The 24,884-nt window shown below is 69.2% G+C and carries 20 protein-coding genes and 1 pseudogene; 13 read left to right on the top strand and 8 right to left on the bottom strand.

What is annotated here, in order from left to right; translation table 11 throughout:
• The first annotated feature begins 53 nt into the window (after positions 1-53).
• The gene (locus ABZU72_RS16060) at positions 54-776 is read left to right on the top strand and encodes a succinate dehydrogenase cytochrome b subunit (protein WP_355019833.1); all 723 of its coding nucleotides are present in this window, start codon (positions 54-56) and stop codon (positions 774-776) included.
• Here ABZU72_RS16060 and ABZU72_RS16055 read toward each other — a convergent pair.
• The 4 genes from ABZU72_RS16055 to ABZU72_RS16040 are packed head-to-tail and all read right to left on the bottom strand — an operon-like array spanning position 763 to position 6,427.
• Complete coding sequence (locus tag ABZU72_RS16055) at positions 763-2,235, bottom strand: sodium:solute symporter (RefSeq protein WP_355019832.1); 1,473 nt, start codon at positions 2,233-2,235, stop codon at positions 763-765. The genes ABZU72_RS16060 and ABZU72_RS16055 overlap by 14 nt on opposite strands.
• A gap of 11 nt (positions 2,236-2,246) precedes the next feature.
• Positions 2,247-3,869 (bottom strand): thiamine pyrophosphate-binding protein, encoded by a 1,623-nt coding sequence (locus ABZU72_RS16050; protein ID WP_355019831.1) that lies wholly within the window; start codon positions 3,867-3,869, stop codon positions 2,247-2,249.
• Complete coding sequence (gene speB / locus ABZU72_RS16045; RefSeq protein WP_355019830.1) at positions 3,869-4,816, bottom strand: agmatinase; 948 nt, start codon at positions 4,814-4,816, stop codon at positions 3,869-3,871. Before speB ends, ABZU72_RS16050 begins: the two co-directional genes overlap by 1 nt.
• 39 nt (positions 4,817-4,855) lie before the next feature.
• Entirely contained in the window at positions 4,856-6,427 is a 1,572-nt protein-coding gene (locus tag ABZU72_RS16040; protein WP_355019829.1) for a cytosine permease, read from the bottom strand.
• 203 nt (positions 6,428-6,630) lie between these two features.
• On the opposite strand from ABZU72_RS16040, the gene ABZU72_RS16035 reads away from it, so the two are divergent.
• Positions 6,631-7,560, top strand: coding sequence for an Lrp/AsnC family transcriptional regulator (locus tag ABZU72_RS16035; protein WP_355019828.1), 930 nt, complete (start codon positions 6,631-6,633; stop codon positions 7,558-7,560).
• A 9-nt stretch (positions 7,561-7,569) separates the two neighbouring features.
• On the opposite strand, the gene ABZU72_RS16030 is transcribed toward ABZU72_RS16035, so the two are convergent.
• Positions 7,570-8,448 (bottom strand): MurR/RpiR family transcriptional regulator, encoded by an 879-nt coding sequence (locus tag ABZU72_RS16030; RefSeq protein ID WP_355019827.1) that lies wholly within the window; start codon positions 8,446-8,448, stop codon positions 7,570-7,572.
• Positions 8,449-8,600: 152 nt separating this feature from the next.
• On the opposite strand from ABZU72_RS16030, the gene ABZU72_RS16025 reads away from it, so the two are divergent.
• From ABZU72_RS16025 to ABZU72_RS15995, 7 genes are read left to right on the top strand one after another with little or no spacing between them, the layout of a single operon-like run.
• Entirely contained in the window at positions 8,601-10,151 is a 1,551-nt protein-coding gene (locus tag ABZU72_RS16025; protein ID WP_355019826.1) for an ABC transporter substrate-binding protein, read from the top strand.
• Positions 10,130-11,146, top strand: a complete 1,017-nt coding sequence (locus ABZU72_RS16020) for an ABC transporter permease (RefSeq protein WP_355019825.1) — start codon at positions 10,130-10,132, stop codon at positions 11,144-11,146. The genes ABZU72_RS16025 and ABZU72_RS16020 overlap by 22 nt, the downstream gene beginning before the upstream one ends.
• A complete protein-coding gene (locus ABZU72_RS16015) occupies positions 11,143-12,027 on the top strand; it encodes an ABC transporter permease (protein ID WP_355019824.1) in 885 nt (294 codons plus the stop codon). The genes ABZU72_RS16020 and ABZU72_RS16015 overlap by 4 nt, the downstream gene beginning before the upstream one ends.
• Before the next feature lie 17 nt (positions 12,028-12,044).
• Positions 12,045-12,941: an N-acetylmuramic acid 6-phosphate etherase gene (gene murQ, locus ABZU72_RS16010; protein WP_355019862.1), complete on the top strand. Its 897-nt coding sequence runs from the start codon at positions 12,045-12,047 to the stop codon at positions 12,939-12,941.
• A complete protein-coding gene (locus tag ABZU72_RS16005) occupies positions 12,941-14,104 on the top strand; it encodes an anhydro-N-acetylmuramic acid kinase (RefSeq protein ID WP_355019823.1) in 1,164 nt (387 codons plus the stop codon). The genes murQ and ABZU72_RS16005 overlap by 1 nt, the downstream gene beginning before the upstream one ends.
• A complete protein-coding gene (locus tag ABZU72_RS16000) occupies positions 14,101-15,237 on the top strand; it encodes a serine hydrolase domain-containing protein (RefSeq protein ID WP_355019822.1) in 1,137 nt (378 codons plus the stop codon). The genes ABZU72_RS16005 and ABZU72_RS16000 overlap by 4 nt, the downstream gene beginning before the upstream one ends.
• The gene (locus ABZU72_RS15995) at positions 15,234-16,841 is read left to right on the top strand and encodes an ABC transporter ATP-binding protein (RefSeq protein WP_355019821.1); all 1,608 of its coding nucleotides are present in this window, start codon (positions 15,234-15,236) and stop codon (positions 16,839-16,841) included. The genes ABZU72_RS16000 and ABZU72_RS15995 overlap by 4 nt, the downstream gene beginning before the upstream one ends.
• A gap of 22 nt (positions 16,842-16,863) precedes the next feature.
• On the opposite strand, the gene ABZU72_RS15990 is transcribed toward ABZU72_RS15995, so the two are convergent.
• Positions 16,864-17,223, bottom strand: coding sequence for a YciI family protein (locus ABZU72_RS15990; protein ID WP_355019820.1), 360 nt, complete (start codon positions 17,221-17,223; stop codon positions 16,864-16,866).
• A gap of 204 nt (positions 17,224-17,427) precedes the next feature.
• Between ABZU72_RS15990 and ABZU72_RS15985 the strand changes: the two genes are divergently transcribed.
• Positions 17,428-19,140 (top strand): glycoside hydrolase family 28 protein, encoded by a 1,713-nt coding sequence (locus tag ABZU72_RS15985; protein ID WP_355019819.1) that lies wholly within the window; start codon positions 17,428-17,430, stop codon positions 19,138-19,140.
• A gap of 26 nt (positions 19,141-19,166) precedes the next feature.
• Here the strand turns inward: ABZU72_RS15985 and ABZU72_RS15980 are convergent, their stop codons facing one another.
• Positions 19,167-20,063, bottom strand: a complete 897-nt coding sequence (locus tag ABZU72_RS15980) for a sulfite exporter TauE/SafE family protein (protein ID WP_355019818.1) — start codon at positions 20,061-20,063, stop codon at positions 19,167-19,169.
• 353 nt (positions 20,064-20,416) lie between these two features.
• Here ABZU72_RS15980 and ABZU72_RS15975 point away from each other — a divergent pair, with 353 nt between their 5' ends.
• The 3 genes from ABZU72_RS15975 (at position 20,417) to ABZU72_RS15965 (ending at position 23,237) form a co-directional block, all read left to right on the top strand.
• Positions 20,417-21,712: a DUF222 domain-containing protein gene (locus ABZU72_RS15975; RefSeq protein ID WP_355019817.1), complete on the top strand. Its 1,296-nt coding sequence runs from the start codon at positions 20,417-20,419 to the stop codon at positions 21,710-21,712.
• 119 nt (positions 21,713-21,831) lie between these two features.
• Complete coding sequence (locus ABZU72_RS15970) at positions 21,832-22,167, top strand: DUF1048 domain-containing protein (protein WP_355019816.1); 336 nt, start codon at positions 21,832-21,834, stop codon at positions 22,165-22,167.
• Positions 22,168-22,349: 182 nt separating this feature from the next.
• The gene (locus ABZU72_RS15965; RefSeq protein WP_355019815.1) at positions 22,350-23,237 is read left to right on the top strand and encodes a bile acid:sodium symporter family protein; all 888 of its coding nucleotides are present in this window, start codon (positions 22,350-22,352) and stop codon (positions 23,235-23,237) included.
• Between the two features lie 219 nt (positions 23,238-23,456).
• Here ABZU72_RS15965 and ABZU72_RS15960 read toward each other — a convergent pair.
• Positions 23,457-24,671: pseudogene (locus tag ABZU72_RS15960) on the bottom strand (MFS transporter); the annotation flags it as partial.
• Between the last annotated feature and the right edge of the window lie 213 nt (positions 24,672-24,884).

Raw genomic sequence — 24,884 nt, 5'->3', positions numbered from 1 at the left:
CAGCGAATTTGACAATGCTCATTTTCAGATGGGTCGGCGATCAGGTGTCACAGATGGCCACCCTGCCCGGTCAACTGGGTGTGCACACCTCGATATCGCGACGCCGGGCTTGGTCGTCGACCATCACGCTGAAGCTCGTCATGGCCATCAGCGGCCTGCTGTTCATCGCGTTCGTGCTCGGTCACGTCTACGGCAACCTGAAGGCGTTCAGCGGCCACGATGCCTACAACGAGTACGCCGAGCACCTGCGCACACTGGGCGAGCCGATCTTCCCCCGCTCCGGGCTGCTCTGGATCATGCGCGTCGGGCTGATCGGCGCGCTGGTGGCGCATGTCTCCAGCGCGATCGTCCTCGCCCGCCGCGCCCGCCGTGCAGCGGGCCGCTACGCCGCCCGGCCGCCGCGGCGCGCCTCGTCGCTCGCCTCCCGCACGATGCTCACCGGTGGCCTGGTGATCTTCCTCTTCCTCGGATGGCACCTGGTCAACTTCACGATCGGCAAGGTCAACGTACGCGGAGGCCCGACGAACGACCCGTTCAACCTGGTGGTCGACACGTTCAGCGTCTGGTGGTCCACCGCCCTCTACCTCGCCGCGATGCTCGTCCTCGGGATGCACCTGTGGCACGGCACCTGGAGTTCCCTGCAGACCCTCGGCTGGACGCTGACCGCCAAGCGGCGTCAGGCAGCGAAGGCGGCCGCCATGGCCGTCGCCGTCCTCGTCGCCGGCGGCTTCTCGCTCTCCCCCATCGCCATCCAGCTCGGCCTCATCGGGACGTGAACGTGGCTCGGTCCGAGGTCTCTCGACCTGCGAGCCGATCGGTCCACTCCCGCATCACCGCGGGGTCTGTCGGGCGGGTGAGCAGGCTGACCACGACGTACGCCACGGCGCTGACCGCGAGGCCCGCGTAGACCGGCTCGTTGGCGAGGACGTCGCCGACGATCGCCATCGTCGCCAGGGTCGCGGCGGTGCCGGCGGCCATCGCCGCCACCGCGGCCGCGCCCGTCGCTCGGCGCCAGAGGAAGCCGCCCAGGATCGGGATGAGGAGGCCACCGACGAGGATGTCGTAGGCGATCGTCAGCGCCGAGACGACGTCACTGAGGAGGGAGGCGATGACAACGACGACGATGCCGATCGCGACGACGTAGATCCGGTTGGCCAGCACGTCGTGCTCAGGGTTCTCCGCCTCGTCCTGGACGCGCGCGGGGGTGCGTCCGATCAGCCGGGCGAGGAGCGGCTGTACGTCGGTGCGGGCCACCGTCGCGGTCGCGATCAGGGCACCCGAGGCGGTCGACATCATCGCGGCCACCGCCGCGGCGAGCACCAGGCCGGTGACGCCGACCGGGAGGATCGACTCGGCGATCGTGGCGTAGACGTCGTTGCGGTCCTCGACCGTGACGAACGTGGAGGCCGCGGTGCCGATCAGTGCGCCGGCAACCCCGTAGAGCAGACAGTAGACACCGGCCGCGGTTCCGCCCCAGCGCGCGACCTGCGGCGAGCGGGCGGTGAAGACCCGCTGCCAGATGTCCTGCCCGATCAGCATCCCGAAGGTGTAGACGACGATGTAGGTGATCACGGTGCCGGTGCCGATCGCGCCGAGCTCGAACGCGGAGTCCGCCGCCCGAGCCTTGATCCCGTCGAGGCCGCCGGCGTGGTTCCAGGTGAAGGGCAGCAGCAGGACGAAGATGCCGACGGTCTGCAGGACGAACTGCACCATGTCCGTCAGGGTGATCGACCACATCCCGCCGATGGTGGAGTAGATCACCACGATGACGCCGCCGATCAGCACGGAGACGACTCGGTCGGTCCCGAACAGGACGTTGAACACGGTCGCGTACGCCATCGTGGAGGTGACCGCCAGCATCAGCGTGTAGGCCACCATGACCACGCCCGATGCCGCGGTCGCGCCGACCCCGTAGCGCAGTGCCAGCATCTGGGCCACGGTGAAGATCCGTAGCCGCTGGATCTTCCCGGCGAAGAACAGGCTGAGCGCCAGGACGCCGAGGGCGATCGCGGCCACCAGCCACGCCCCGGAGAGACCGTACTCATAGCCGAGCGCGACCCCGCCGACGGTCGAGGCTCCGCCGAGGACGAGCGCGGACAGGGTGCCGGTGTAGAGCACCGGTCCGAGCCGGCGGCCGGCGACGAGGAAGTCGGAGCTGTCCTTGGTCCGGGACTTGCCCCACCAGCCGAAGGCGACCATGGCGGCGAGGTAGATGACGATGATGGCGAGATCCATGAGAGGTCCGATCAGCTGGGGGCGAACATGCGGAGGACGGTCGGAAGAACCACGACAGCGGGGCCGCTGGTGGCGAAGGTGGCGGCGACGATCTCGCCGACGGTCTCGGGGGTCGCGGCGTGGACGGGGATGCCGAACGCCTCGGCCAGCAGGACGAAGTCGGGACGGGCGAGCTCGGTGGCGGTGGCGGCACCGAAGGCTCCGGTCATGTACTCGCGCAGGATCCCGTAGCCGCCGTCGTCGATGATCAGCCAGGTGACGTCGGCGTCGTGCTGGCGGGCGGTGGCGAGCTCGGCGATGGAGTACATCGCGCCGCCGTCGCCGGTGACCGCGAACGTACGCCGTCCGGTCCCGACGGCTGCGCCTATCGCCGCGGGAAAGGCCGGACCAAGGCCGCCCGACGCCTGCGCGGTGTGGAAGCCGCCGGTGCGTGGGTCCCAGGCCGACCAGGCCCAGTACGCCGCGATGGTCATGTCCCAGAAGGTGTCGATGTCGTCGGGCACGGCCGCACGCAGGTCGGCGAGCAGCCGCTGCTCGGCAGCGAGGTCCTGGGCGTCGAGCCGGGCCTGGACCCGGGTACGCAACTCTTGGGCGACCCGGGCACCGGACCGCCTCGGGCCCGGCTGGGAGCCAGCACCGGGAAGCGCCGCCGCCAGGTCGGTGAGAGCCGCGGCGGCGTCGGCATGGACGCCGAGCACGTCGTGGTTGGAGCCGAGCACGCGAGCTTCGGCGTCCACTTGGATCACCCGGCCACGCGGGACGAAGGTGCCGTAGTTGCTGGTCACCTCGCCGAAGGAGGTGCCGATCGCGAGCAGGACATCCGCGTCGTCGAGCAGGTCGGTGGTGAACCGGTCCTCGATCCACGCGCCCGCGCTCAGCGGGTGCGTGAGCGGGATCGAGCCGTTGCCGCCGGAGGTCGAGACCACCGGCGCATCGAGAAGCTCGGCGATGGCGACCAGCGCCTGCGGGGCTCCGGCGGAGCGGCGTACGCCTCCCCCGGCGAGGATCACCGGGCGCTGGGCCGCTGCCAGCAGCCGAGCGGCCTCCGCGGCGACCTCCGGCCGAGGCCGGCGCGGCGCGGGCACCGCTGCGGTCAGACCGGTGACAGGCGGCACCGTGACGTCCTCGAGGAGGACGTCCTGCGGGATCTCGACCCACACCGGCCCTGCCGGCGTCTCCTGGGCGGTGGCCCACGCATCGGCGAGCACGCCGGGGATGGCGGCAGCGTCCCGGACGACGGCGGTGGTCTTGGTGACGTTGCGGGCGCTGGTCTGCTGGTCGTCGAGCTGGTGCAGGTAGCCCTTCCGGGCACCGCCGAGCCCGTCGCGCGGGATCTGGCTGGTGATCATCAGGATCGGGACGCACGCGGCGTACGCCTCCTGGAGCGCGCCCAGCGCGGTGAGCGCCCCGGGTCCGGTGGAGCAGAACACCACGCCGACCTGGCCGGTCGTACGGGCGTATCCGTCGGCGGCGAAGACCGAGTTGTTCTCGACCCGGGAGGAGACGAAGGACAGGTCGCTGCGGCGGATGGCATCGAAGAGACCCAGCGCGTGCTGGCCCGGGATGCCGAACACGTGCGTCGCACCGAGAGCGGTCAGGCTCTCGACGGTGACATCGCCGCCGTTGCGCCCCATCACACTCCACCCAGATGGCGCATCGCGAGCAGCGAGACCAGGTCGTAGGCCACGTGAGAGGCCGCGACTCCGGTCAGCTCGGCATGGTCGTACGCCGGCGCGACCTCGACCACGTCGGCGCCGATCAGGTTCAGGCCGACGAAGCCGCGCAGGATCTCCAGCAGCTCACGAGAGGTGAGCCCGCCGGCCTCGGGGGTGCCGGTGCCGGGGGCATGCGCCGGGTCGAGGACGTCGATGTCGACCGAGACGTAGACCGGACGGTTGCCGACCCGCTGCTTGATCTTCTCGACGACCTCGTCGACGCCCTGGCGGAAGACGTCGGAGGAGGTGACGATCCCGAAGCCGAAGCGGCGGTCGTCCTCGAGGTCCTTCTTGCCGTAGAGGGGGCCGCGGGTGCCGACGTGGCACAGCGCCTCGGTGTCGAGGATGCCCTCCTCCACCGCCCGCCGGAACGGTGTGCCGTGGGTGTACTCGGCACCGAAGTAGGTGTCCCAGGTGTCCAGGTGGGCGTCGAAGTGCACCAGCGCGACAGGACCGTGACGCTCGGCTGCGGCCCTCAGCAGCGGCAGGGCGATGGTGTGGTCGCCGCCGATCGTCACCAGCCGGGTGCCGCCGGCGGTGAGCTCGAGCGCCGAGGCCTGCACGGTGTCGAGCGCCTCCTCGATGTGGAACGGGTTGGCCGCGATGTCGCCCGCGTCGACCACCTGCGCCGAGGCGAACGGCGAGACGTCCAGCGCCGGGTTGTAGGGACGCAGCAGTCGCGAAGACTCCCGTACGTGCGCCGGGCCGAAGCGGGCACCCGGACGGTAGGAGACGCCGGTGTCGAACGGCACTCCGACGACCGCGATGTCGGCGTGCTCCACCTGGTCGAGGCGGGGCAGCCGCGCGAACGTCGCGAAGCCGGCGTAGCGGGGGTTCTTGGAGGCGTCGACGGGCCCGATGGGCATGGGTGGTTCTCCTTGCATGGTGCGGTGTGGCGGGGTGGATCAGCCGACGACGGTGGCAGCGGGCACGGGCCCGTCGACCGAGGTGACCGGGGTGTTCGCAGCCGGTGCGGTCGGCACCAGCCGGGCTCCTTCGGGACCGTAGGCGTCGCGCGGTTCAGGGAAGGCGAAGAGCAGGCCGAGGTAGAGCAGCGCGCCGAGCCCCATGCCGAGCGGGATGGAGATGTCGACCCCGCCGGGGATCAGCGGTGCGGCCGGACCGACGAACTGGCCGGGCAGGTTCACGAAGGTGAGCGCGACGGCGGCTGCGATCAGCCAGGCGGCCAGGCCGCGCCAGTTCCAGCCGTGGGCGAACCAGTAGCGGCCCCCGCGTTGGCGGCGGTTGAAGACCTGCAGGGAGTCGGAGTCGTACCAGCCGCGCCGGACGTACCAGCCGATCATCATCACCATCATCCAGGGCACTGTGCAGCTGACGATGAGGACGGCGAAGGCAGAGATGCTGGAGACCACGTCGAAGACGAACCGGCCGATGAAGATCACCCCGATCGCGAAGACGCCGATCAGCACCGTCGACTGGACGCGGCTGAAGCGCGGGAAGACGCTGGAGAAGTCCAGCCCGGTGCCGTAGAGCGCGGTGGTGCCGGTCGACATGCCACCGATCAGGGCGATCAGGGCGACCGGGACGAAGTACCAGCCCGGCGCGATCGCGAGCAGGCCGGAGGCGTACGCGCCAGATGCGAAGATCTCGGGCTCGCGGGTGGCGATGATCGTCATGGTGACCAGCCCGAAGCAGAACGGTACGAGGGTGGCGATCTGCGCCAGGAACGCGGCGGCCATCGAGGAGCGTCCGGAGATCTCGCGCGGGATGTAGCGGGCCCAGTCGCCCAGGAAGGCGCCGAAGCTGACCGGGTTGGACATCACGATCAGCGCCGAGCCGACGAAGGCCGCCCAGAAGCCGGGCTCGCCGAACGCCTCCGAACCGGAGCCGAACGCACCGGCGTAGCCGGGGTCGAAGTCGCCGGCGAAGGCGACGATGCCGATCAGGAAGAGCAGGGTCGCGGCGATCACGGCGATCTTGTTGACCAGCAGCATGAACCGGAAGCCGTAGATGCACACGACCAGGACGAGCACGGCGAAGAGGCCGTACGCCAGCGCCAGGGTCAGGTCGTTCTCCGGCAGCCCGACCGCGCGGTTGGCGCCGCCGACGAGCACGTCGCCCGAGCTCCACACCGAGATCGAGAAGAACGCGAGAGCGGTGAGCAGGGAGAGGAACGAGCCGACGATGCGGCCGTGCACGCCGAGGTGGGCCGAGGAGCTGACCGAGTTGCTGGTGCCGTTGCGCGGGCCGAACAGGGCCATCGGGGCGAGGACGACCGCGCCGAGCAGCAGCCCGAGCAGCGTGGCCATCAGGCCGTGCGCGAAGGAGAGCCCGAAGAGGATCGGGAAGCTGCCGAGCACCACGGTGGCGATCGTGTTGGCGCCGCCGAAGGTGAGTCGGAACAGGTCGAGCGGGCGGGCGCTGCGCTCGGGGTCGGGGATCGGCTCGACGCCGTGCTGCTCGACCTCGGTGACCTTGGGCGGCGGCTGGTGCGGCGTGCTGGTGATCGGGTCCATGGGCACCGGGTCTCCTGGGATGCGGGTCGAGGGGGCCGAGATCTGCGTCACTGTAAGAGCACCGGGAACGCCCCCGCAATCGTTTCGTTCTTAACCTGGCTGTAATAGCTGTCGATATGCCGGTCAGATCCAGCGGATCCGTCATAATGGCATCCGATCCACGTCCCAGAGGATCGATCTGACCTTGGAGACGCTCTCAAAAAATGTCGAACGAAATCACGCCCGGCGTCCTCGACAGCACCGATGAGGCGATCCTCGTCCTGCTCGAGGAGGACGGTCGCCTCACCCACCGCGAGATCGCCGCCCAGGTCGGCCTCTCCCGATCAGCCGCGGCCACCCGGGTCCAGCGGCTGCTGACCGAGGGGCACATCGACGTACGCGGCGTCGTCCACCCGGCGGTTCTCGGGCATGACGTGCTCGCCCACGTCTCGGTCACCGTGGACGGCTCCGCGACCCAGGTCGCCCAGGCCGCCGCGGCGCGCGAGGACACCACCCTGGTCTCGATGACCAGCGGTCAGCATGCCCTGGTCCTGGAGCTGCGGGCGACGGACATCGGCCGCATCGACGACGCCCTCGCCGAGGTGCGCGCGATCGACGGCATCGTCACCACCGAGACCCTGCTCTACACCGAGGTCATCCGCGACGTGGCCGCCCCGGTCGGGCCCGCACCCGCCGCCGGCTCGCTCGACGAGACCGACTACGCCCTGCTGCGCGCGCTGCAGACCAACGGCCGCGCCTCCTACGTCGACCTGGCCGCGAGCGTCGGCCTCTCCCCCGCCGGCACCCGCCGACGCGTGGTCCGGCTGCTCGACGGCAACGTCGTCCGGGTCGGCGCGGTCGTGCGTCACTCCGGTCAGGAGCGGCGTACGGCGACCGGGATCGGCCTCCGTCTCGACGGCGCCGCCCACCGCCCGATCGCCGAGCAGCTCGCCCGGCTCCCCTCGGTCACCTTCGTGGCCCGCACCCTGGGTCGCTACGACGCGCTGCTCACGGTCCACACCGCCACCTCCGGCGACCTCGTCGGGGTCCTCGACCACATCCGCGAGCTCGACGGCGTCCGCGAGGTCCAGACCTGGAGCCATCTCCGCTTCGTCAAGGAGACGTACGCCTCCCTGCACCTGGGCGGTGCCTGATACGGAGGCTCAGCCTCTGGGTGGGTGGATGCGCCGGACGGAAACCGCGTCCAGCGTCGCCGCGAGCGCGGCGGTGACATCGTCCGGATTCTCGCGGGCGACGCCGAGGAAGATCGCGTCGACGATCACGAGCTGGGCCATCCGGCTGGACATCGCGCCGTAGCGGAACCGGGTCTCACGGGAGACGGTGGCGAGCGTGGCGTCGGCGAGCTCGGCCAAAGGGGAGTCGGGGAAGTTGGTGACGGCGACGGTGAAGGCGCCCCGGCCGGCGGCGGCGTGCAGCGCGGAGATCGCCTCCTCGGTCTCCCCGGAGTGGGAGAACGCGATGGCCACGGCATCGGCCGGGAGCACCGCGGCGCTGGTGAGGGCGAGGTGGGCGTCGGCCCAGGCGTTGACCTGGTAGCCGATACGACGCAGTTTCTGCTGGAGGTCCTGCGCGGCCAGGCCGCTGGATGCCGATCCGTAGGCGTCCACGACCGAGGCGGTCGTGATCGCCGCCACGACCCGGTCGAGCTCGTCGATGTCGAGTCTCTCGGCGGTCTCTTCGATGGCTCGCGCCTCCTGATAGGCGAGCTTGCGTACGACGTCCCGACTCGTGTCAGCCGGGTCGATGTCCCCTTCGGAGACGCCGAACTCGATCCGGCGGCCGGCCTCGTTCGCACCGGCCCGGGCCAGCGCCAGCCGGAACGCCGAATATCCGTTGAACCCCAGGCTGCGACACAGCCTGGTGACGGTGGCTGTCGAGGATTCGTGCCGACTGGCGAGCTCGGTGATGGTCAGCGCGGCGATCGCGCCCGGATCCGCCAGGGCCGCCTCTGCAAGGCGGCGCTCGCTCGGCCGCAGCCCGGGCAGGGCCTGCCGCAGGCGCACCAGGATGTCTTCGCTCATCGTCTCCTCGTTCGGCTCGACCACAAAAAGTTGTCAATAATTGACCTATGACGGGTCACAGCGGAAACATTTTGTCATAGGGTCGTGAGATCCGCGGGCGCACGCCACTGAAGGTGAGAGCCCGACCTCGTGGCCCCACCCTAGGAGGATCCGTGAGCACGCAGCGACGACACGGACAACGCACCCACGCAACGGTCGCCACCGCCCTCGCGGCCAGCCTGCTCGCAGCCGGCCTCGCGGGCTGCGGCAGCGGCGGCGAAGAGACCGCTGACGCCAACGGCACCCTCGTCTTCGGGATCTCTGCCGACCCAGCGCAGATGGTCCCCTGGACCGCGACGTCGACCCAGTCGATCCAGGTCCTGTCGCAGATCTACAGCCCCCTGCTCAACACCGACGCCGACGGTGTCCCGGAGGCCGGGCTCGCGGAGCTGCCGGAGATCTCGGAGGACGGGAAGACCTACACGTTCACCATCCAGGACGGCGTCACCTTCGGCGACGGGTCCGCCCTCGACTCCGCCGATGTGAAGTACACCTACGAGAAGATCATCGATCCCGCCTCGAGCGCGAGCTCGGCGTCGTACTTCGCTTCTGTGGCCGGCATCGAGGCGCCTGACCCGCAGACCGTCGTGGTGACCCTGAAGCAGCCCGACGCCTCCTTCGTCTCCGGACTCACCGGGGTGAACACCGCGATCGTTCCGTCCGACGTGGACCCGAAGAGCCTGGAGTCCAAGCCGGTCGGTTCGGGGCCCTACCAGTTCAAGAGCCGCACCCCGAACGAGTCGATCACGCTCTCGCGCAACGCCGACTACTTCGCGGGCGAACCCGGCGCGGCGACGGTCGAGTTCCGCGTCATCCCCGACGAGCAGTCGATGGTTTCCTCGCTGAAGACCGGCTCGGTGGACGTGGCGATCTTCGACAACCCGGTGACCGCCAAGACGGCGACCTCGGCCGAGACCACGAGCATGACGGTCGACTCGCTGTCGTACCACGTGCTGCAGCTGCGGGCGACCTCACCGACGCTGTCGGACCCCAACGCCCGGCTCGCGATCCAGTGCGCCATCTCCCGCCAGGACGTGATCGACTCAGCGGCTCTGGGATCGGGTAAGCCGAGCGGACCGATCACCTCGCCGGAGTACCGCTCCGACCCGGAGGCGCAACCGTGCCCCGAGCAGGACCTCGACAAGGCGAAGGACTACCTGGCCAAGGCGGGCAAGCCGAACGGGTTCACGCTGAACCTGATGACCTCCCAGGGTCTCTACTCCACCGCGGTGGACGAGGCGCAGAACCTCCAGGCACAGCTCGGCAAGGTCGGGATCAAGGTCGAGGTCGAGGCGCTGGACTCCAACGCCTACGTCGAGCGTTGGCTGGCGGCCGACTTCGATGCCGCGATCGCGATGAACGGCGGCAGCTCGGACCCGAACACGATGTACGGCCGCTACTTCACCAAGGCGGGCAGCTTCAACAAGGTCGCCGGCTACAGCACGCCGGAGCTCGACAAGCTCTTCGCCGAGGGCATCGCCACGACCGACACCGCTGCCCGCAAGCCGATCTACGCGGAGATCTCCCAGCAGCTGGTCGACCAGGCGGCCTGGGTGTGGCTGTTCACCCCGGAGATGTACGTCGTGACCAACAAGCGCGTCAAGGACCTGGAGGCGCGCACTGACGCCTCGATCGCGACGCTGTGGAAGGCGTCGGTCTCCTGAGCGCCGTATCGAGCCTGACTCACCGGGCCGGCGCTCTCGGGCGCCACCCGGTGGCACGGCGCGCCGGGGAGGCGGCGGTGACGCTCATCGGGGTCTCGATACTCACCTTCGTGCTGCTGCGGGTGGTCCCCGGGGACCAGATCACCGCGGCGTACGGCACGGCTGCAGGTGACCTCTCCCCGGAGCAGCTGCAGGCGCTGGAGGCCTACTACGGTCTCAACGAGCCGCTCCTGTCCCAGTACCTGGGCTGGCTCGGCGGTGTCCTCACCGGCAACCTCGGCGTCTCGGCGACCTCACACCTGAGCGTGCTGTCGATGACCGCCCAGTCGCTGCCGAACACCATCGAGCTGGCCGTGCTCGCCATCGGGATCGGCCTCGTCCTCGGCGTACCGGGCGGGATGCTGGCAGCGAGCCGCCCCGGACGTGCGCGCGACCAGATCAGCCAGCTGACCAGCCTGATCGCACTGTCGGTGCCGTCGTTCCTGCTCGCCGCCGCGGTGTCGAGCTGGCTGGTGAACACGATCGGCTGGTATCCCAACGGCGAGGGCTACCGCACACTCAGCGAGGACCCGGTCCTCAACCTGCAGCAGATGCTGCTACCTGCGCTCGTCCTCGGGATCAGCATCGCCCCGCCGATCCTTCAGACAACTCGCGCCGCGATCCTCACCGTCCGTTCGGAGGACTTCATCCGGACCGCCCGTGCCAAAGGCGTGCCGGCCCGACGGCTGCAGGTGCGACACATCCTCCGCAACGCGTTGATCCCGGTGGTGACGATGAGCGGCCTGCAGTTCGGCTTCCTCCTCGGCGGGGCCCTGGTGGTCGAGCAGATCTTCGCGATCCCCGGCATCGGGCGCCAGGTGCTGCTCGGCCTCGAGCAGAAGGAGTACGCCGTGGTCCAGTCGACGGTGCTGGTGATCGCGGTGATGTTCGTCCTGGTCAACCTCTTCACCGACGTCATCTACCGGCTGGTCGACCCGAGAGTGCGAGTTCAATGAGCGCGGCAGCAGACATGCACGAGGTGCCGGAGCTCTCCACGACGCGGGCCTCCGGCCGGTGGCGCCAGGCGTTTCGTACGCCGGGCGGGATCGTCGGCCTGATCCTGATGGCGATCGTGACGACGCTTGCGCTCCTCGCTGCGGCCGGGGTCGGACCGGACCCGGCCGCCCAGAACGTACCCGACGCCCTTCAGGCTCCCAGCGGGAGCCATTGGTTCGGCACCGACCAGTTCGGCCGGGACATCTTCGCGCGGGTCTGCTCCGGCCTGGCCAACTCGCTGCGCGTCGCCATCGTCTCGGTGACCGTGGCGGCGCTCGGCGGGGTGCTGCTCGGGATCCTGGCCGGCTACTACCAAGGAATCCTCGACCGGGCGGTCGGCGTGATCACCAACGTGCTGTTCGCCTTCCCCTCGCTCCTGCTCGCTCTCGCCCTGGCCGCCACCCTGCGACGCAGCTGGCTGACGGTGGCGATCGCGATCGCCGTGGTCTATCTCCCGATCTTCGCGCGAGTCGCCCGCGGCCCTGTCCTGACGCTGCGCCACGCCGAGTACGTGCTCGCCGCTACGGCCGTCGGCCGCACTCGGCTCTCCACCCTCTTCGTGCACGTGCTCCCGAACATCCTCGGCATCCTGGTCGTCCAGGTCACCCTGTCGCTGTCGTGGGCGATCCTGACCGAGGCGGCGCTCAGCTTCCTCGGTTTCGGCACGCCTCCCCCGGCAGCTTCGCTCGGCGGCATGATCTATGAGGCGCAGACGCTGACCAGCGTCGCTCCGTGGATGCTCTACGCCCCCGGTGCCGCGTTGATCCTCGCCGTGGTGGGCCTGAACCTGCTCGGCGACGGACTCCGGGCCGCGCTCGACCCACGAGGAGGCAGCAAGTGAATCCAGAGGACGAGTCGATGCTCGACGCGCTCACCACCGAGGCATCGAGCCCGCCGCGCGGACCGGAGATCGACCAGCTCTCCGTCACCGACCTAATCACGTTGATGAACGAGCGCGACGCGACGGTCGCCACCGCCGTACGCACCGCGCTGCCCTCGATCGCGGCGGCAGTCACCGCGGCGACCGCTCGGATGCGGGACGGCGGGCGGCTGATCTACGTGGGCGCGGGAACCTCGGGCCGGCTCGGGGTGCTCGACGCCTCGGAGGTGCCGCCCACCTTCGGGCTCGACGACGTCGTCGTCGGCGTCATCGCCGGCGGCCCGGCGGCGCTGCTCAGTGCGGCGGAAGGGATCGAGGACGATGACCAGGCCGGTGCTGCCGACCTGGCCGCGCTCGGGGTCGGGCCGCTCGACACGGTCGTGGGGATCGCCTCCAGCGGACGTACGCCCTATGTCCTCGGCGCCCTCGCGCACGCTGCCGACAACGGTGCGCTCACCATCGGGATCGCCTGCAATCTCGGCACACCAGTGGCGCGCGTCGCCACCCATGGCATCGAGGTGCCGGTCGGCCCCGAGGTCGTCTCCGGGTCGACCCGGCTCGGCGCCGGCACGGCCACGAAGATGGTGCTCAACATGATCTCCACCGCCACCATGGTGCAGCTCGGGAAGACGTACGGGTCGCTGATGATCGACATGAGGGCCAACAACGCCAAGCTTCGGCATCGGGCGGTCCGGATGGTCACCGAGGCCACCGGGGCCGACGACGCGACCGCGGTTCGGGCGCTCGACGAGTCGGGCTGGCATGCCAAGCTGGCGATCGCGACGATCCTCACCGGCCTCTCCCCCGCCGAGGCGTCACAGGCGCTGGAGCTGGCCGGTGGCCGGCTGCGGACCGTCATCGAGGAGCGTGGCTGATGCGCGTGCTCGGCATGATCTCCGGGACCTCCCACGACGGGATCGACGTCGCGATCGTCGACTTCGACATCGACGCGGACGTGCTGCGCGCACGGATCGTCCACCACAGCTCGGTGCCCTACCCGCCCGATCTGAGGAAGCGGCTCATCGAGGCCCTGCCTCCTGCGCCGGTCGGTTTCGACGTCGTGTGCGAGCTCGACACGCGGATCGGACAGGCGTTCGCCGCTGCCGCGAGGCAGGCGGTCGAGGAGGCCGGCTCGGTCGACGTCGTCTGCACCCATGGCCAGACCGCCTTCCACTGGGTCGAGGGCGGCCGAGCGCTCGGCACGCTTCAGATCGGGCAGCCCGCCTGGATCGCCGAGGCAACCGGCGCGACGGTCGTCTCGGACGTACGCTCCGCCGACATCGCCGCCGGCGGGCAGGGTGCACCGCTGGTGCCCCTGCTGGACGTCCGGATGCTGGCGCCGCTGGCCGAGGACGGGACCGTCGCAGCCGCGCTCAACCTCGGCGGTATCGCCAACATCACCGTGTGCCGACCAGCCACGGATCCTGTCGCGTGGGACATCGGGCCCGCCAACGCGCTCATCGACGCCGTGGTGACCGACGCGCCCGGAGCGGCCAGCTTCGACCGCGACGGCGAGCTCGCCGCCGCCGGCACCGTGGTCCCGGTGCTGCTCGACGACCTGCTCGACTCGCCCTTCTTCGGGCAGCCGGCTCCGAAGAGCACCGGCAAGGAGCTGTTCAACCTCGACTACGTCCGGGCCGGCCTCACGCGGACCGGCCTGAAGCCGTCGCTTCCCGACCTGGTCGCGACCCTCACCGAGCTCACCGCGGTCTCCGTGTCCCAGGCGGTCACCCGGGCCGGCGTCGAGGTGCTGGTCGCTTCGGGTGGCGGCGTACGGAACCCGGTTCTGATGCGACGGCTCGGCGAGCTCCTCCCCGGCGTGCGGGTCATCACCAGCGACGCCCTCGGCGTGCCGTCGGACACCAAGGAGGCGATCGCCTTCGCCCTCATCGGATGGGCGAGCGTCCACGGGCTCCCCGGCAACGTGCCCAGCTGCACCGGAGCGATCGGCCTCCGCGTCCTCGGCCAGATCATCCCCGCGAGCGCACCCCCTCCTCGGATCGATGCCTGGCCCGAGACGCTGGTGTTCGAACGATGAGCGGCAGCCAACCCCTCCAGGCGTACGCCGACCGCCTGCTGACCATCGGCGGCGACGGCAGCCACCCGGCCGGCGGAATTCTCGGGCTGCGTACGCCGAACGGGTCGGGGGTCGTGGCCGCCGGCTGGGCACGTCTGCCCTCGACCGACGATGCCGGGGTGCCGATGCGGCCCGACCACATGCTCGACCTCGCCTCGGTCACCAAGCTCGTCGCATCCACAGCGATCACGATGCGGCTGGTCGCCTCCGATGACCTGCGACTCGGCGACCCGGTGAGCCGCCACCTGCCCGCCTTCCGCGGTGCGGGGAAGGACGCCGTCACCATCGAACAGCTGCTGACCCACACCGCCGGCCTTCGACCGTGGTGGCCCCTCTACGCCGAGGCCGACGGCAACCGAAGCGAGGCGATCCAGCTCGTCGAGCGGCTCCCGCTGGCCTACGAGCCCGGCGCCGGTTGGACCTACTCCGACCTCGGCATGATCCTGCTCGGCGCGGTGATCGAGCAGGCCACGACGCTCCGGTTGGACGAGGCGTACGGCCAACTGGTGGCCACACCTCTGGGACTCTCCGCACGCTACGGCCCGGTCGCCCCGGATCGCGCCGCCACCAGCGCGGACAGCGATGCCTATGAGTACGCCATGCTCGCCACCGACGAGCCGCACCCGGTCGGCATCCGTCCGGCTCGTTTCTCCGGATGGCGCGACCATCACCTCCGGGGAGAGGTCAACGACGGCAACACCGCCCACGCCCTCGACGGCGTCGCCGGGCACGCCGGACTGTTCGCCACCGTCGATGACCTGCTGACGTACGGGACTGCTCTGTGCGAGGGGACCTTCGTGCCACGCGAGGTGGTCGACCGCTTCGCGACGCCCCACCCGAAGCATCCTGAGCAGGCGCTGGGCGGCTTCCTCGGCCAGGTCGGCGACGTCCGCTACCTCCAGCATCCCGGCTTCACCGGCACGTACCTCGCCATCGCACCCGACACTGGTGTCGTCGTCGCCGGCGGCGCGACCCGGCTGCACGGTCCGCTCGGCCGGCTCGACCACAACCCCACCCGGCTCCCCGACGTCGTGCCCGGCACCGAGATCATCTCGGTGCTGCTCGACGCGGCCGGCCTCCAGGAGGACCGATGACCCCCGTCCTGTCCGTACGCGGCCTATCGGTCACCTTCGACACCAGCCAAGGACCGGTTCAGGCGCTCGACGACATCTCCCTCGACCTCGCGGCCGGAGAGACCGTCGCCGTCGTCGGCGAGTCCGGCTCCGGCAAGTCCACGCTCGCCTCCTGCCTCAACCGGCTTCTCGCCGACAACGGCCGGATCACTGCCGGCACCATCACCCTCGGCGACCATGACATCACCCGAGCACCCGAGTCGGCCATGACGGAGATCCGTGGCCGACGCATCGGCCTGGTGCCGCAGGACCCGATGACCAACCTCAACCCCGTGATGACCGTCGGCGCACAGATCACCGAGGCGCTGGAGGTCCACGGTCTGGCGTCCGGGCGCAAGGCCCGCGAACGCGCCATCGACCTGCTCGGCCAGGCCGGGATCGACCGCCCCGCCGCCCGCTACCGGCAGTACCCACTCGAGTTCTCCGGCGGGATGCGGCAACGTGTGCTCATCGCGATGGCGCTCGCCTGCCGCCCCGAGGTGCTCCTCGCCGACGAGCCGACCTCTGCGCTCGATGTCACGGTGCAGCGCCGCGTCCTCGACCAGATGACCACGCTCACCACCGAGCTCGGCACCGGCGTGCTCCTCATCACCCACGATCTCGCCCTGGCCGCCGAGCGCGCCGACCGGGTCATCGTCATGCATCGCGGCCGGATCGTCGACAGCGGTGACGCGGCCGCGATCATCGCTTCTCCCCAGCACGAGTACACCCAGCGGTTGCTGGCCGCCGCGCCCGCGATGTCCGAGGTCAAGGTCGCGCCACCGACCACCGCCGAGGAGACCGAGACCCTCCTGGAGGTGTCCGGTGCCGTACGCCGCTACCGGATCCGCGGGCAACGCGAGCCGCTCCGCGCCGTCGACGGCATCGACCTGACCATTTCCAAGGGACGTACGGTCGCCATCGTCGGCGAGTCCGGATCCGGCAAGTCCACCGCCGCCCGGCTCGCGCTTCGCCTCGAACGGGCGGACGCCGGCACCATCCGCTACCGCGGCACCGACCTGGCCGGCCTGCGTGGCAAGGACCTCCTCGCCTATCGGCGCGCCATCCAGCCGGTCTTCCAGAACCCGTACGCCTCCCTCGACCCGCGCTACACGATCGCTCAGGTCATCTCCGAACCGCTGCGCGTCCACGGCGTCGGCGACGCCACCACTCGCCGCAAGACTGTGGAGGCGCTGCTCGACAGGGTTGCCCTGCCCGCCGCGTACGCCGACCGCCGACCGCACGAGCTCTCCGGCGGCCAACGCCAACGCGTCGCGATCGCCCGTGCCCTCGCGCTCGACCCCGAGCTCGTCGTCATGGACGAGGCCGTCAGCGCCCTCGACGTGCTCGTCCAGGAGCAGATCCTCGACCTGATGGTCGGCCTGCAGCGGGACCAGGGCCTCTCCTACCTCTTCATCAGCCACGACCTCGCCGTCGTCCAGCTCGTCGCCCACCACGTCTACGTCATGCGGGCCGGCAAGATCGTCGAGAGCGGCGACCCAGCCACCGTCTTCCACTCCCCGCAGGATCCCTACACCCAGCAGCTCGTCGCCGCCGTACCGCGGCCCCGCCAGCAGGCGTCCTAGCGCTGGCCGCGGGCGGCCGGCTCTAGTCCGCCTCGGAGATCTGACGCAGGGTGGCGACGATCTTGCACTCCGGCCAGTACGTCGCGTGCAGCTGCGCGAACTCTCGCTGCCCGGCGATCGCCTCCTCGAGGGTGTCGTAGCGCGTCAGCGCCCAGCCGCCGACGACCTCCTTGGCCTCGGCGTACGGACCGTCGACCCGGGTGACCTCGCCCTTCGCCACCACGAAGTTCACCGCGTCCTCGCTGCCGTAGAGACCTCCGCCATCGAGGAAGTGTCCAGCCGCCGCCTGCTCGCCGATGTAGTCGTCCATCGCCTTGAACAGGGCCTCCGGCGCCGAGCCGATTCCCTCTTCCATCCTCACGAAGCCCATGAAACGGGGCATGATGTGCTCCTCAGTTCGGGGCCAACCGCTTTTCGGTGGCCGACACATGTGCGTCGAACCTCATCGTTCTCCTTCGACATCGACTTCGAAAGAACTTTTCCGAGCGGCCGCCAGGACACCGATGGACAGCGCTTTCCGGAAGGTATCGCGTCAGTCCCGATCGGCATTGGACGGCCCTCGGCGGCTGACGCGAGCATGACTCCCATGACTCGGAATGAGACGTACGTCACATCTCCCGCACCTTCGACACGGTGGCCTGCTCGCACCGTCGGCGCGGTGATCGCCCTCCTCTGCGCCCTGACCCTCACCGCTCCGTCTGCCGTCGCAGGGCAGGCACCCCCGCCTCCACCGGGCGACCCGACAGACACGTCCAAGGCCTGGGCTCAGGCTGACGAGATCCGTGCCCGGATCAAGCCGCCGACGTTCTCCGAGCGCGAGGTCAGTGTCGTCGACTTCGGTGCCGACCCGTCCGGTCAGACCAAGAGCACCGACGCCTTCAAGGAAGCCATCGCAGCCGTGAACGAGGCGGGCGGTGGACGAGTCGAGGTCCCTGCGGGCGTCTTCCTCACCGGGGCGATCCACCTGAAGAGCAACGTCAACCTCCACCTCGCCGACGACGCGACCATCCGCTTCAGCCGCGACAAGGCGGACTTCCTGCCCGTGGTGAAGACGCGCTACGAGGGCGTCGAGCTCTACAACTACTCCCCCTTCATCTACGCCCACCGGGTGGAGAACGTCGCCGTGACCGGAAACGGGACCCTCGACGGCAACGCCGACGCCGACAACTGGTGGGACTGGAAGGCCGACAGCCCGCGCCCCGAGACTCCGGACCGCAACGAGCTCTTCCGGATGGGTGAGGAGGGCGTGCCCGTCGAGGAGCGGGTCTTCGGCGCCGGTCACTACATCCGGCCGAACTTCGTCGAGTTCTATGAGAGCCGGAACATCCTGGTCCAGGGCGTCACGCTCAACAACTCGCCGATGTGGCTGCTGCACCCCACGCTGTCCGAGAACGTGACCATCGACGGCGTACACCTGGAGAGCCTCGGCCCCAACAACGACGGCGTGAACCCCGAGTCGAGCCGCGACGTACTCATCAAGAACACCTTCTTCAACACCGGCGACGACAACATCGCGATCAAGTCCGGCCGCAACGCCGAAGGCCGCCGCATCGGCGTACCTGCCGAGAACATCCTCATCGAGGGCAACTACATGCAGGCGGGCCACGGCGCGATCGTCGCCGGAAGCGAGATGTCGGGAGGCGTACGCCACGTCTTCGCGCAGGACAACGTCATGGACAGCCCTGATCTCGACCGTGTCGTCCGGATCAAGACCAACTCCGTACGCGGCGGGGTGGTCGAGGACATCTACGTGCGCGACAACGCGGTGCCGCAGCAGGGCGGCCAGGCGGTGTGGGTCGACTTCCGGTACGAGGAGGGCGACGCGGGTGGCTTCACCCCGACGGTCCGCGACATCTACATCGAGGACCTGCACAGCGTCGGCGGCACCCACGCGATCTTCCTCCGTGGCTACGCGCGCTCGCCGATCACCAACATCAACATCCTCAACTCGTCCTTCTCCGGAGTGGCGACCCCGATGCTCACCGAGCACGTCCAGGGTCTGAGGCTGGTCAACACCACCATCAACGCCATCCCGGCCGACACCGTCGCCTGTCAGGGCACCGTGTGGCTGGGAATCCCCGAAGAGCTGGCCAACTCCGGCGTCGATGACCGGGCGGTCGATGGTCGGTGGTGTCTGTCGGAGCAGTTCGCCGAGGAGCACACGTGGACCTCGCCCGGAGCGTTCCGCGCCTACGTCGCCGAGCGAACCTCGACCCTGTTGAAGGCCGGCGTGATCACCGAGACGGAGAAGGAGGCGCTGCAGGAGGCCGCGGCCGCAACCGACATCGGGCGACGCTGACGTCCATCCGAGGCCGCCTCCTGACGTCAGGCTTTGGCGGTCTCGGACTCGGGCGCCGGCTCCGGTGCACCGCCGACCTTGCCCCTGGCTTTCCGCACCGCGATCACGACGATCACCGCGGCAACGGCGAAGAGCAGGCCGTAGGCGGCGACCGACTCGGCGTCGAAGTTGCGCAGCAGCGTACGTCCGTTGGTGACCAGGATGATGCTGCCGACCAGGCCGCCGAGGACCGGCAGCGAGAGGTGCTTGACGAGGTAGGCGGCGAACGGAGCTGCGATCACGCCACCGATGAGAAGGCCGGCGATGACGCGCCAGTCGAGCGCCTCTCCGGCCAGTCCGATGAGGAATCCAACGCTTGCCGAGAGGGTCGTGACGAACTCGGCGGTGGAGACCGAGCCGATCACCTTGCGCGGGTGCAGGGTGCCGCTGGAGATCAGGGTCGGCGTGGTCACCGGACCCCAGCCGCCACCCCCGGTGGCGTCGATGAAGCCGCCGAAGAGACCCAGCGGCGCGAGCAAGCCCAGCCCGGGGCGACGACCCGGGATGAAGACCGGCGGCTTGCCGAAGACGAAGCGGGCGATGATGTAGACGCCCAGGACGAGCAGGAGACCGGCCACCCAGGGCGTGGCGCTCTCGGTGGAGATGCTGGAGAGGACGGTCGCGCCGGCGAAGGCGCCGATGCCGCCCGGGATCGCGATCTTGCCCACGACCTTCCAGTCGACGTTGCCGAGCCTCCAGTGGGACACGCCCGAGACGAACGTCGTGCCGACCTCGGCCAGGTGCACCGATGCCGAGGCGACCGCAGGTGCGACCCCGGTCGCGACCAGCAGAGTGCTCGAAGTGACGCCGTACGCCATGCCCAGCGACCCGTCGACCGCCTGGGCCGCGAGACCGACGAGCGCGAAAATGATGAGCCGCTCCATGCGGACCTCCTCTGTGCGATCGAAAATGTCGAAGTAGTAATGTAACGCTATTTACTACACATAGTTGGATCGGGGTGCTGAGGCGTTTCGATGGGCGGACGGCTCTGCTCGCTCGTCAAACCGCCTTGCCCCGCTGGCCGAGCCGCCTTGCCCCGCTGGTCGAGCCGCCCTTGCCCCGCTGGTCGAGCCGCCGGAGCCGCTAGGCGGAGGCGTGTCGAGACCAACACAGTCGCTTCTTCGGGAAAGCTCGCTTAGCGACTGTTCTTCGTTTCAGGGTTCGCTGACTGCGTAACTGTCATCTGACCAGCACAAATAGGTCGCGCCCGGGTACTCGATCGCATATAATAAGGCGCATGTACGAGACCATCGACCACCTCCTCGCTGGGCCGCCTTCGGGGGCGTCCGAGGCTGAGTTGGTCGACTGGATTGCTGGTCTCGAAGCGGTCAAGTGCACCGCCGAGGCGGTCCAGGCAGAAGCGGCGGTACGTCTCGACGAAGCCGTCCGCGCACGTCAATCAGAGGCCGGGGTGCCTGCCTGGAGGCTTGGCGAGGGCGTCGCTTCGCAGATCGCGCTGGCGCGGCGGGTCTCACCCGAGAAGGGCGCCAAACTGCTCGGGCTGGCGAAGATCCTGATCACCGAGATGCCGCACACCTTCGCGCTGATGAGGGCCGGGCTGTTCTCGCAATGGCAGGCCACCATCCTCGCCCGCGAAACCGCGTGCCTCTCGGTGGACGATCGCCGGGTCATCGACTACGAACTCTGCGCCACAGGCCCGGGCGGTGAACCGGCTCGAGCGGTGTCGATGGGGCTACGCCAACTCGAGAACGCCGCCAAGAAACTCGCCATCACCCTGGACCAAGCCTCCGTCGTCGCCCGGGCGGCGAACGCGACGCGAGACCGCCGGGTCAGCCTGCGGCCGGCGCCGGACACGATGACCTGGCTCGGTGCCCTGCTGCCGGTCAAGGACGGCGTCGCCGTCTTTGCCGCGCTGGACCAAGCGGCCAAGGCCGCTGCGGCCGACGGTGACGAGCGGACCCGGGGTCAGGTCATGGCCGACACCCTCGTCGACCGGATCACCGGCCGTAGCACCACCGATGCGAAGCCCCGGATCGAGGTCAAGATCGTGATGACCGCCGACTCCCTCACCAACACCGGCGATCAGCCGGCCATGGTCGAGGGCTACGGACCCGTCCCCGCCGCCTGGGCCCGCGAAGCCCTCGCCGATGCCGAGGTCTTCGTCCGGCGGCTGTTCACCGACCCGACCGGTCAGTTGGTCGCGATGGAATCCCGCTCACGCAAGGCACCCGAGGGACTGGCCGAGTTCACCGCGACTCGTGACGGCGGGATCTGCCGCACCAACGGCTGCGATGCTCCGATCCGCAACATCGACCACGTCGAATGCCACGCAGACGGCGGCGAAACGAGAGCCGAGAACCTCCAAGGCCTGTGTGAAAGATGCAATCAGGCCAAGGAAGCCCTCGGCTGGCAGGCCAGACCGGGACCCGACGGCACCATCATCACCACCACACCCACCGGGCACACCTACACCAGCCCGCCACCCGACACCTGGGCACAACCCCCACCAACCTGGTCCCGAGCCGAGTTCGGCCTGCGCGACGTACTCCTCGAACATCGCCTGGCGGCCTGAGGTCCGGGCTCTCGAGAACTTTCTTCGGATCGGTGCTTGACCTTGACGCTACGTCAGGGCTGCACGCTTCTTTCACGGCCCCAAACAGGAGCCACCAACCGATCCAAAGGAGCACGACCATGAACAACCTGCTGAGCCGCCTCGTGGGTGACAAGAAGGACTGGAAGCGGATGGAAGCCCGTGCCGCCGAGCTGCCCGCGGACTATCGCACCGTCTACGGAGAGATGAAGAGCTACATGTGGCGCTTCACCGCCGGCGACGGCATGGACATCGTCGAGGTCCTCCGCGAGATCCTCGATCTGTTCGAGACCGAGGCCGCCAACGGAACCTCGGTCATCGAGGTTACCGGGACCGACCTGGCCGCCTTCTGCGACGCACGGCTGCCCGAGCAGCACGACACCTACCGCGCCAAGCTCCGCGCCAACCTCAACGAGGTCGCCCAGAAGCTCGCATGAGCCCGCGATGGTCCCCCACGTCCCCTGTCGCGAGCCGAGAAGGCCGCTCGCGACAGGGGATACGTTCTTCGCGGGTCGAAATGTCGGGATAAGACTGTGGTTCACCTCTTCCGCATGGTCCACTGTGACGCACATCTCACCGGGTCGACCGTGGCGTCGGCCCCGCATGCTGGAGGAACACAGTGAACGACTCGGCCCTACTCTCGGTCGGCCTCCCCATCGCCTTGGCCATCATCATGTTCGGTCTGGGCCTGAGCCTGACCCCGGGAGACTTCCGTCGGGTCGTACGCACTCCGCGAGCCGTCGTCGTCGCGCTCACGCTCCAGATCGTGGTGCTGCCGATGATCGCGTTCGGACTCGTCGTGGTCGCGGACTTGGATCCGCTGATCGCTGTCGGGGTGATGCTGCTGGCCGCCTCGCCGGGCGGGACGACGGCGAACCTGTTCAGCCACCTGTTCCGTGGCGACGTCGCGCTCAACGTGACGCTGACGGCGGTCAACTCGGTGCTCGCGGCGGTCTCGATCCCGTTGATCACCAACGCGGCGATCAACTACTTCGACGCCGGCGACACCCTGGGGCTGCAGTTCGGCAAGGTCATCCAGGTCATCGCGATCGTGCTGGTTCCGGTCGGCATCGGGATGCTGGTGCGGAGCCGGTCAGCGACGTTCGCCGCGCGGGCGGATCGTCCGGTGCGGATCTTCTCGATCGTCGTACTGGTCATGGTCTCGGTCGGCGCGATCCTCGGTGAGCGGGAGAACATCGCCGACTACCTCCGCGAGGTCGGCGTGGTCGTGACGCTGTTCTGCTGCGCGAGCCTCTGCCTCGGCTACCTCGGCGCTCGGGTGTTCAAGCTCGGCCAGGCGCAGGCGATCGCCACCTCGATGGAGGTCGGGATCCACAACACCACCGTGGCCCTCACCATCGCGCTCAGCGTGCTCGACAACACCACCGTCGCGATCCCGGCCGCGGTCTACAGCATCGTGATGTACGTCCTCGCCACCGCCTTCGGCTTCCTCATCACCCGTTCGCGAATAGCACGACCCGCCGCGCCGCACGACGTCACCACCTGACCCCCGGATCGCATCCTCGACATCGCCTCGGCGCGGGAACGAGTACCAGGCTCCGACCGCGCCGAGGGCGAGGAGGAACAGGCAGACCAGCGTGAAGGCCGCGTTGACCGCCTCGACACCATCGGCCGGGACCTTGGCGGCGAGCACCGCCTCACCGAGCCCGGGCGGCAGGATCGCGGTGAGAAGCGTGAGGGCGACGGCAAGGCTGAGTACGTTGCCGGTGTTCTGCAGCATCAGCCGAGTCGCGTTGACGACGCCCAGCGCGTCCTCGGGTGCGCGTTCCAGGAGGACGGTGGCATTGGTGCCGATGAACAGACCGGTCGCCAGGCCGACGATCGCGAGCGTCCCCATCACCATCCAGGTCAGCTCGAGATGGATGGCGAGCGCCACCAGGGCGACGCCACACGTACCCACCACCGATCCTCCGGACATGATCTGATGCGGCGTCCAGCGGCGCGAGAGCCAACCGAGTGTCAGTGAGGCACTGATCATCCCGACCGGCATCGGCAGCAGCATCATCCCCGCCGTCCCCGGGGCGACGCCGACGACGCTCTGGAAGTAGAGGCTGGCCAGCACGATCAGCGGGAACCTTCCGGCCCCCGTGAAGAAGCCCGCGAGAAAGAGCTTCCCGACACGGCGCATGACGGTGATGTCGAGCACCGGCGCGGTCGCTCGCCGTTCGACGAATAGCAGGACCGGGACCAGGAGGACCGATCCGAGGACGCATCCGATGACCAGGGGGTGCAGCCACCCGAGGTCGGTCAGCGACGTGATCCCGAGGGTCAGCATGACCACGCCGACCATGATCACCAGGTTGCCGGGGAGGTCGAGACCGCCGGCGCGCTTGACCACCACAGGGCGCGGCAGAAGCACATGTCCCGCCACCAGCGCGATCAGGCAGACCGGCACGTTGAACCAGAACACCCACTGCCAGCCGACGTGGTCGACGATCAGCCCGCCGACCGTCGGCCCGACCAGATTGGCGGTGGGGAACGAGGCGGCGTACAGGCCCATCGCGCCTCCGAGGGCGGAGCGCGGGAAAGCCTGATGGATGAGGGTGGCGCCGTTGCCGATGAGCACCGCGCCGCCGATCGCGGCGACCACCCGGAGCCCGATGAGCACCTCGACGTTCGGAGCGAAGCCGGCCAGCAAGCTCGCCAGCGAGAAGAGGACCAGTCCGCCCAGGTACAGGCTCCGCTGCCCCCAGACGTCGCTGAGGCGGCCGAAGAGGAGCAGGCAGGCGGTGTTGGCGACCATGTAGGAGAGCAGGAGCCAGCTCCCCTCCGCCGAGCTCACCTCGAACTCCCGGCTCAGCGTCGGCAGCGCGACATTGAGAGAGCTCGCGTTGAGCGCCATCACCGCGCTGACCAGGCAGACCACGATCAGGGTGGAACGCGCGGCTCCCGTCACTTCGGTGGGTTCGGACTCGCTCATTCCACCTCCCGCGCCGTCCGAGACGGCGCCACCTGCGTCGTACGTCACGGCACGACGCTGCGCCGAACGGGTGTCACGAGAAGAAAGTCCGATATCCGGATTGTGACCCTTGACACACTCGTTTGGCGACCCAATGATGAATCTCATCCTAGAGCGTGATTCTAGATTGAGCCACCAACATCGGCGACCGACAGCCGGTCGCGGACACGAACG

The organism is Nocardioides sp. NPDC004968 (assembly GCF_040608935.1).
Lineage (GTDB): Bacteria > Actinomycetota > Actinomycetes > Propionibacteriales > Nocardioidaceae > Nocardioides.
Note: the sequence above shows the minus strand (reverse complement) of the source record. Positions and strands in the feature narration are given on the sequence as shown.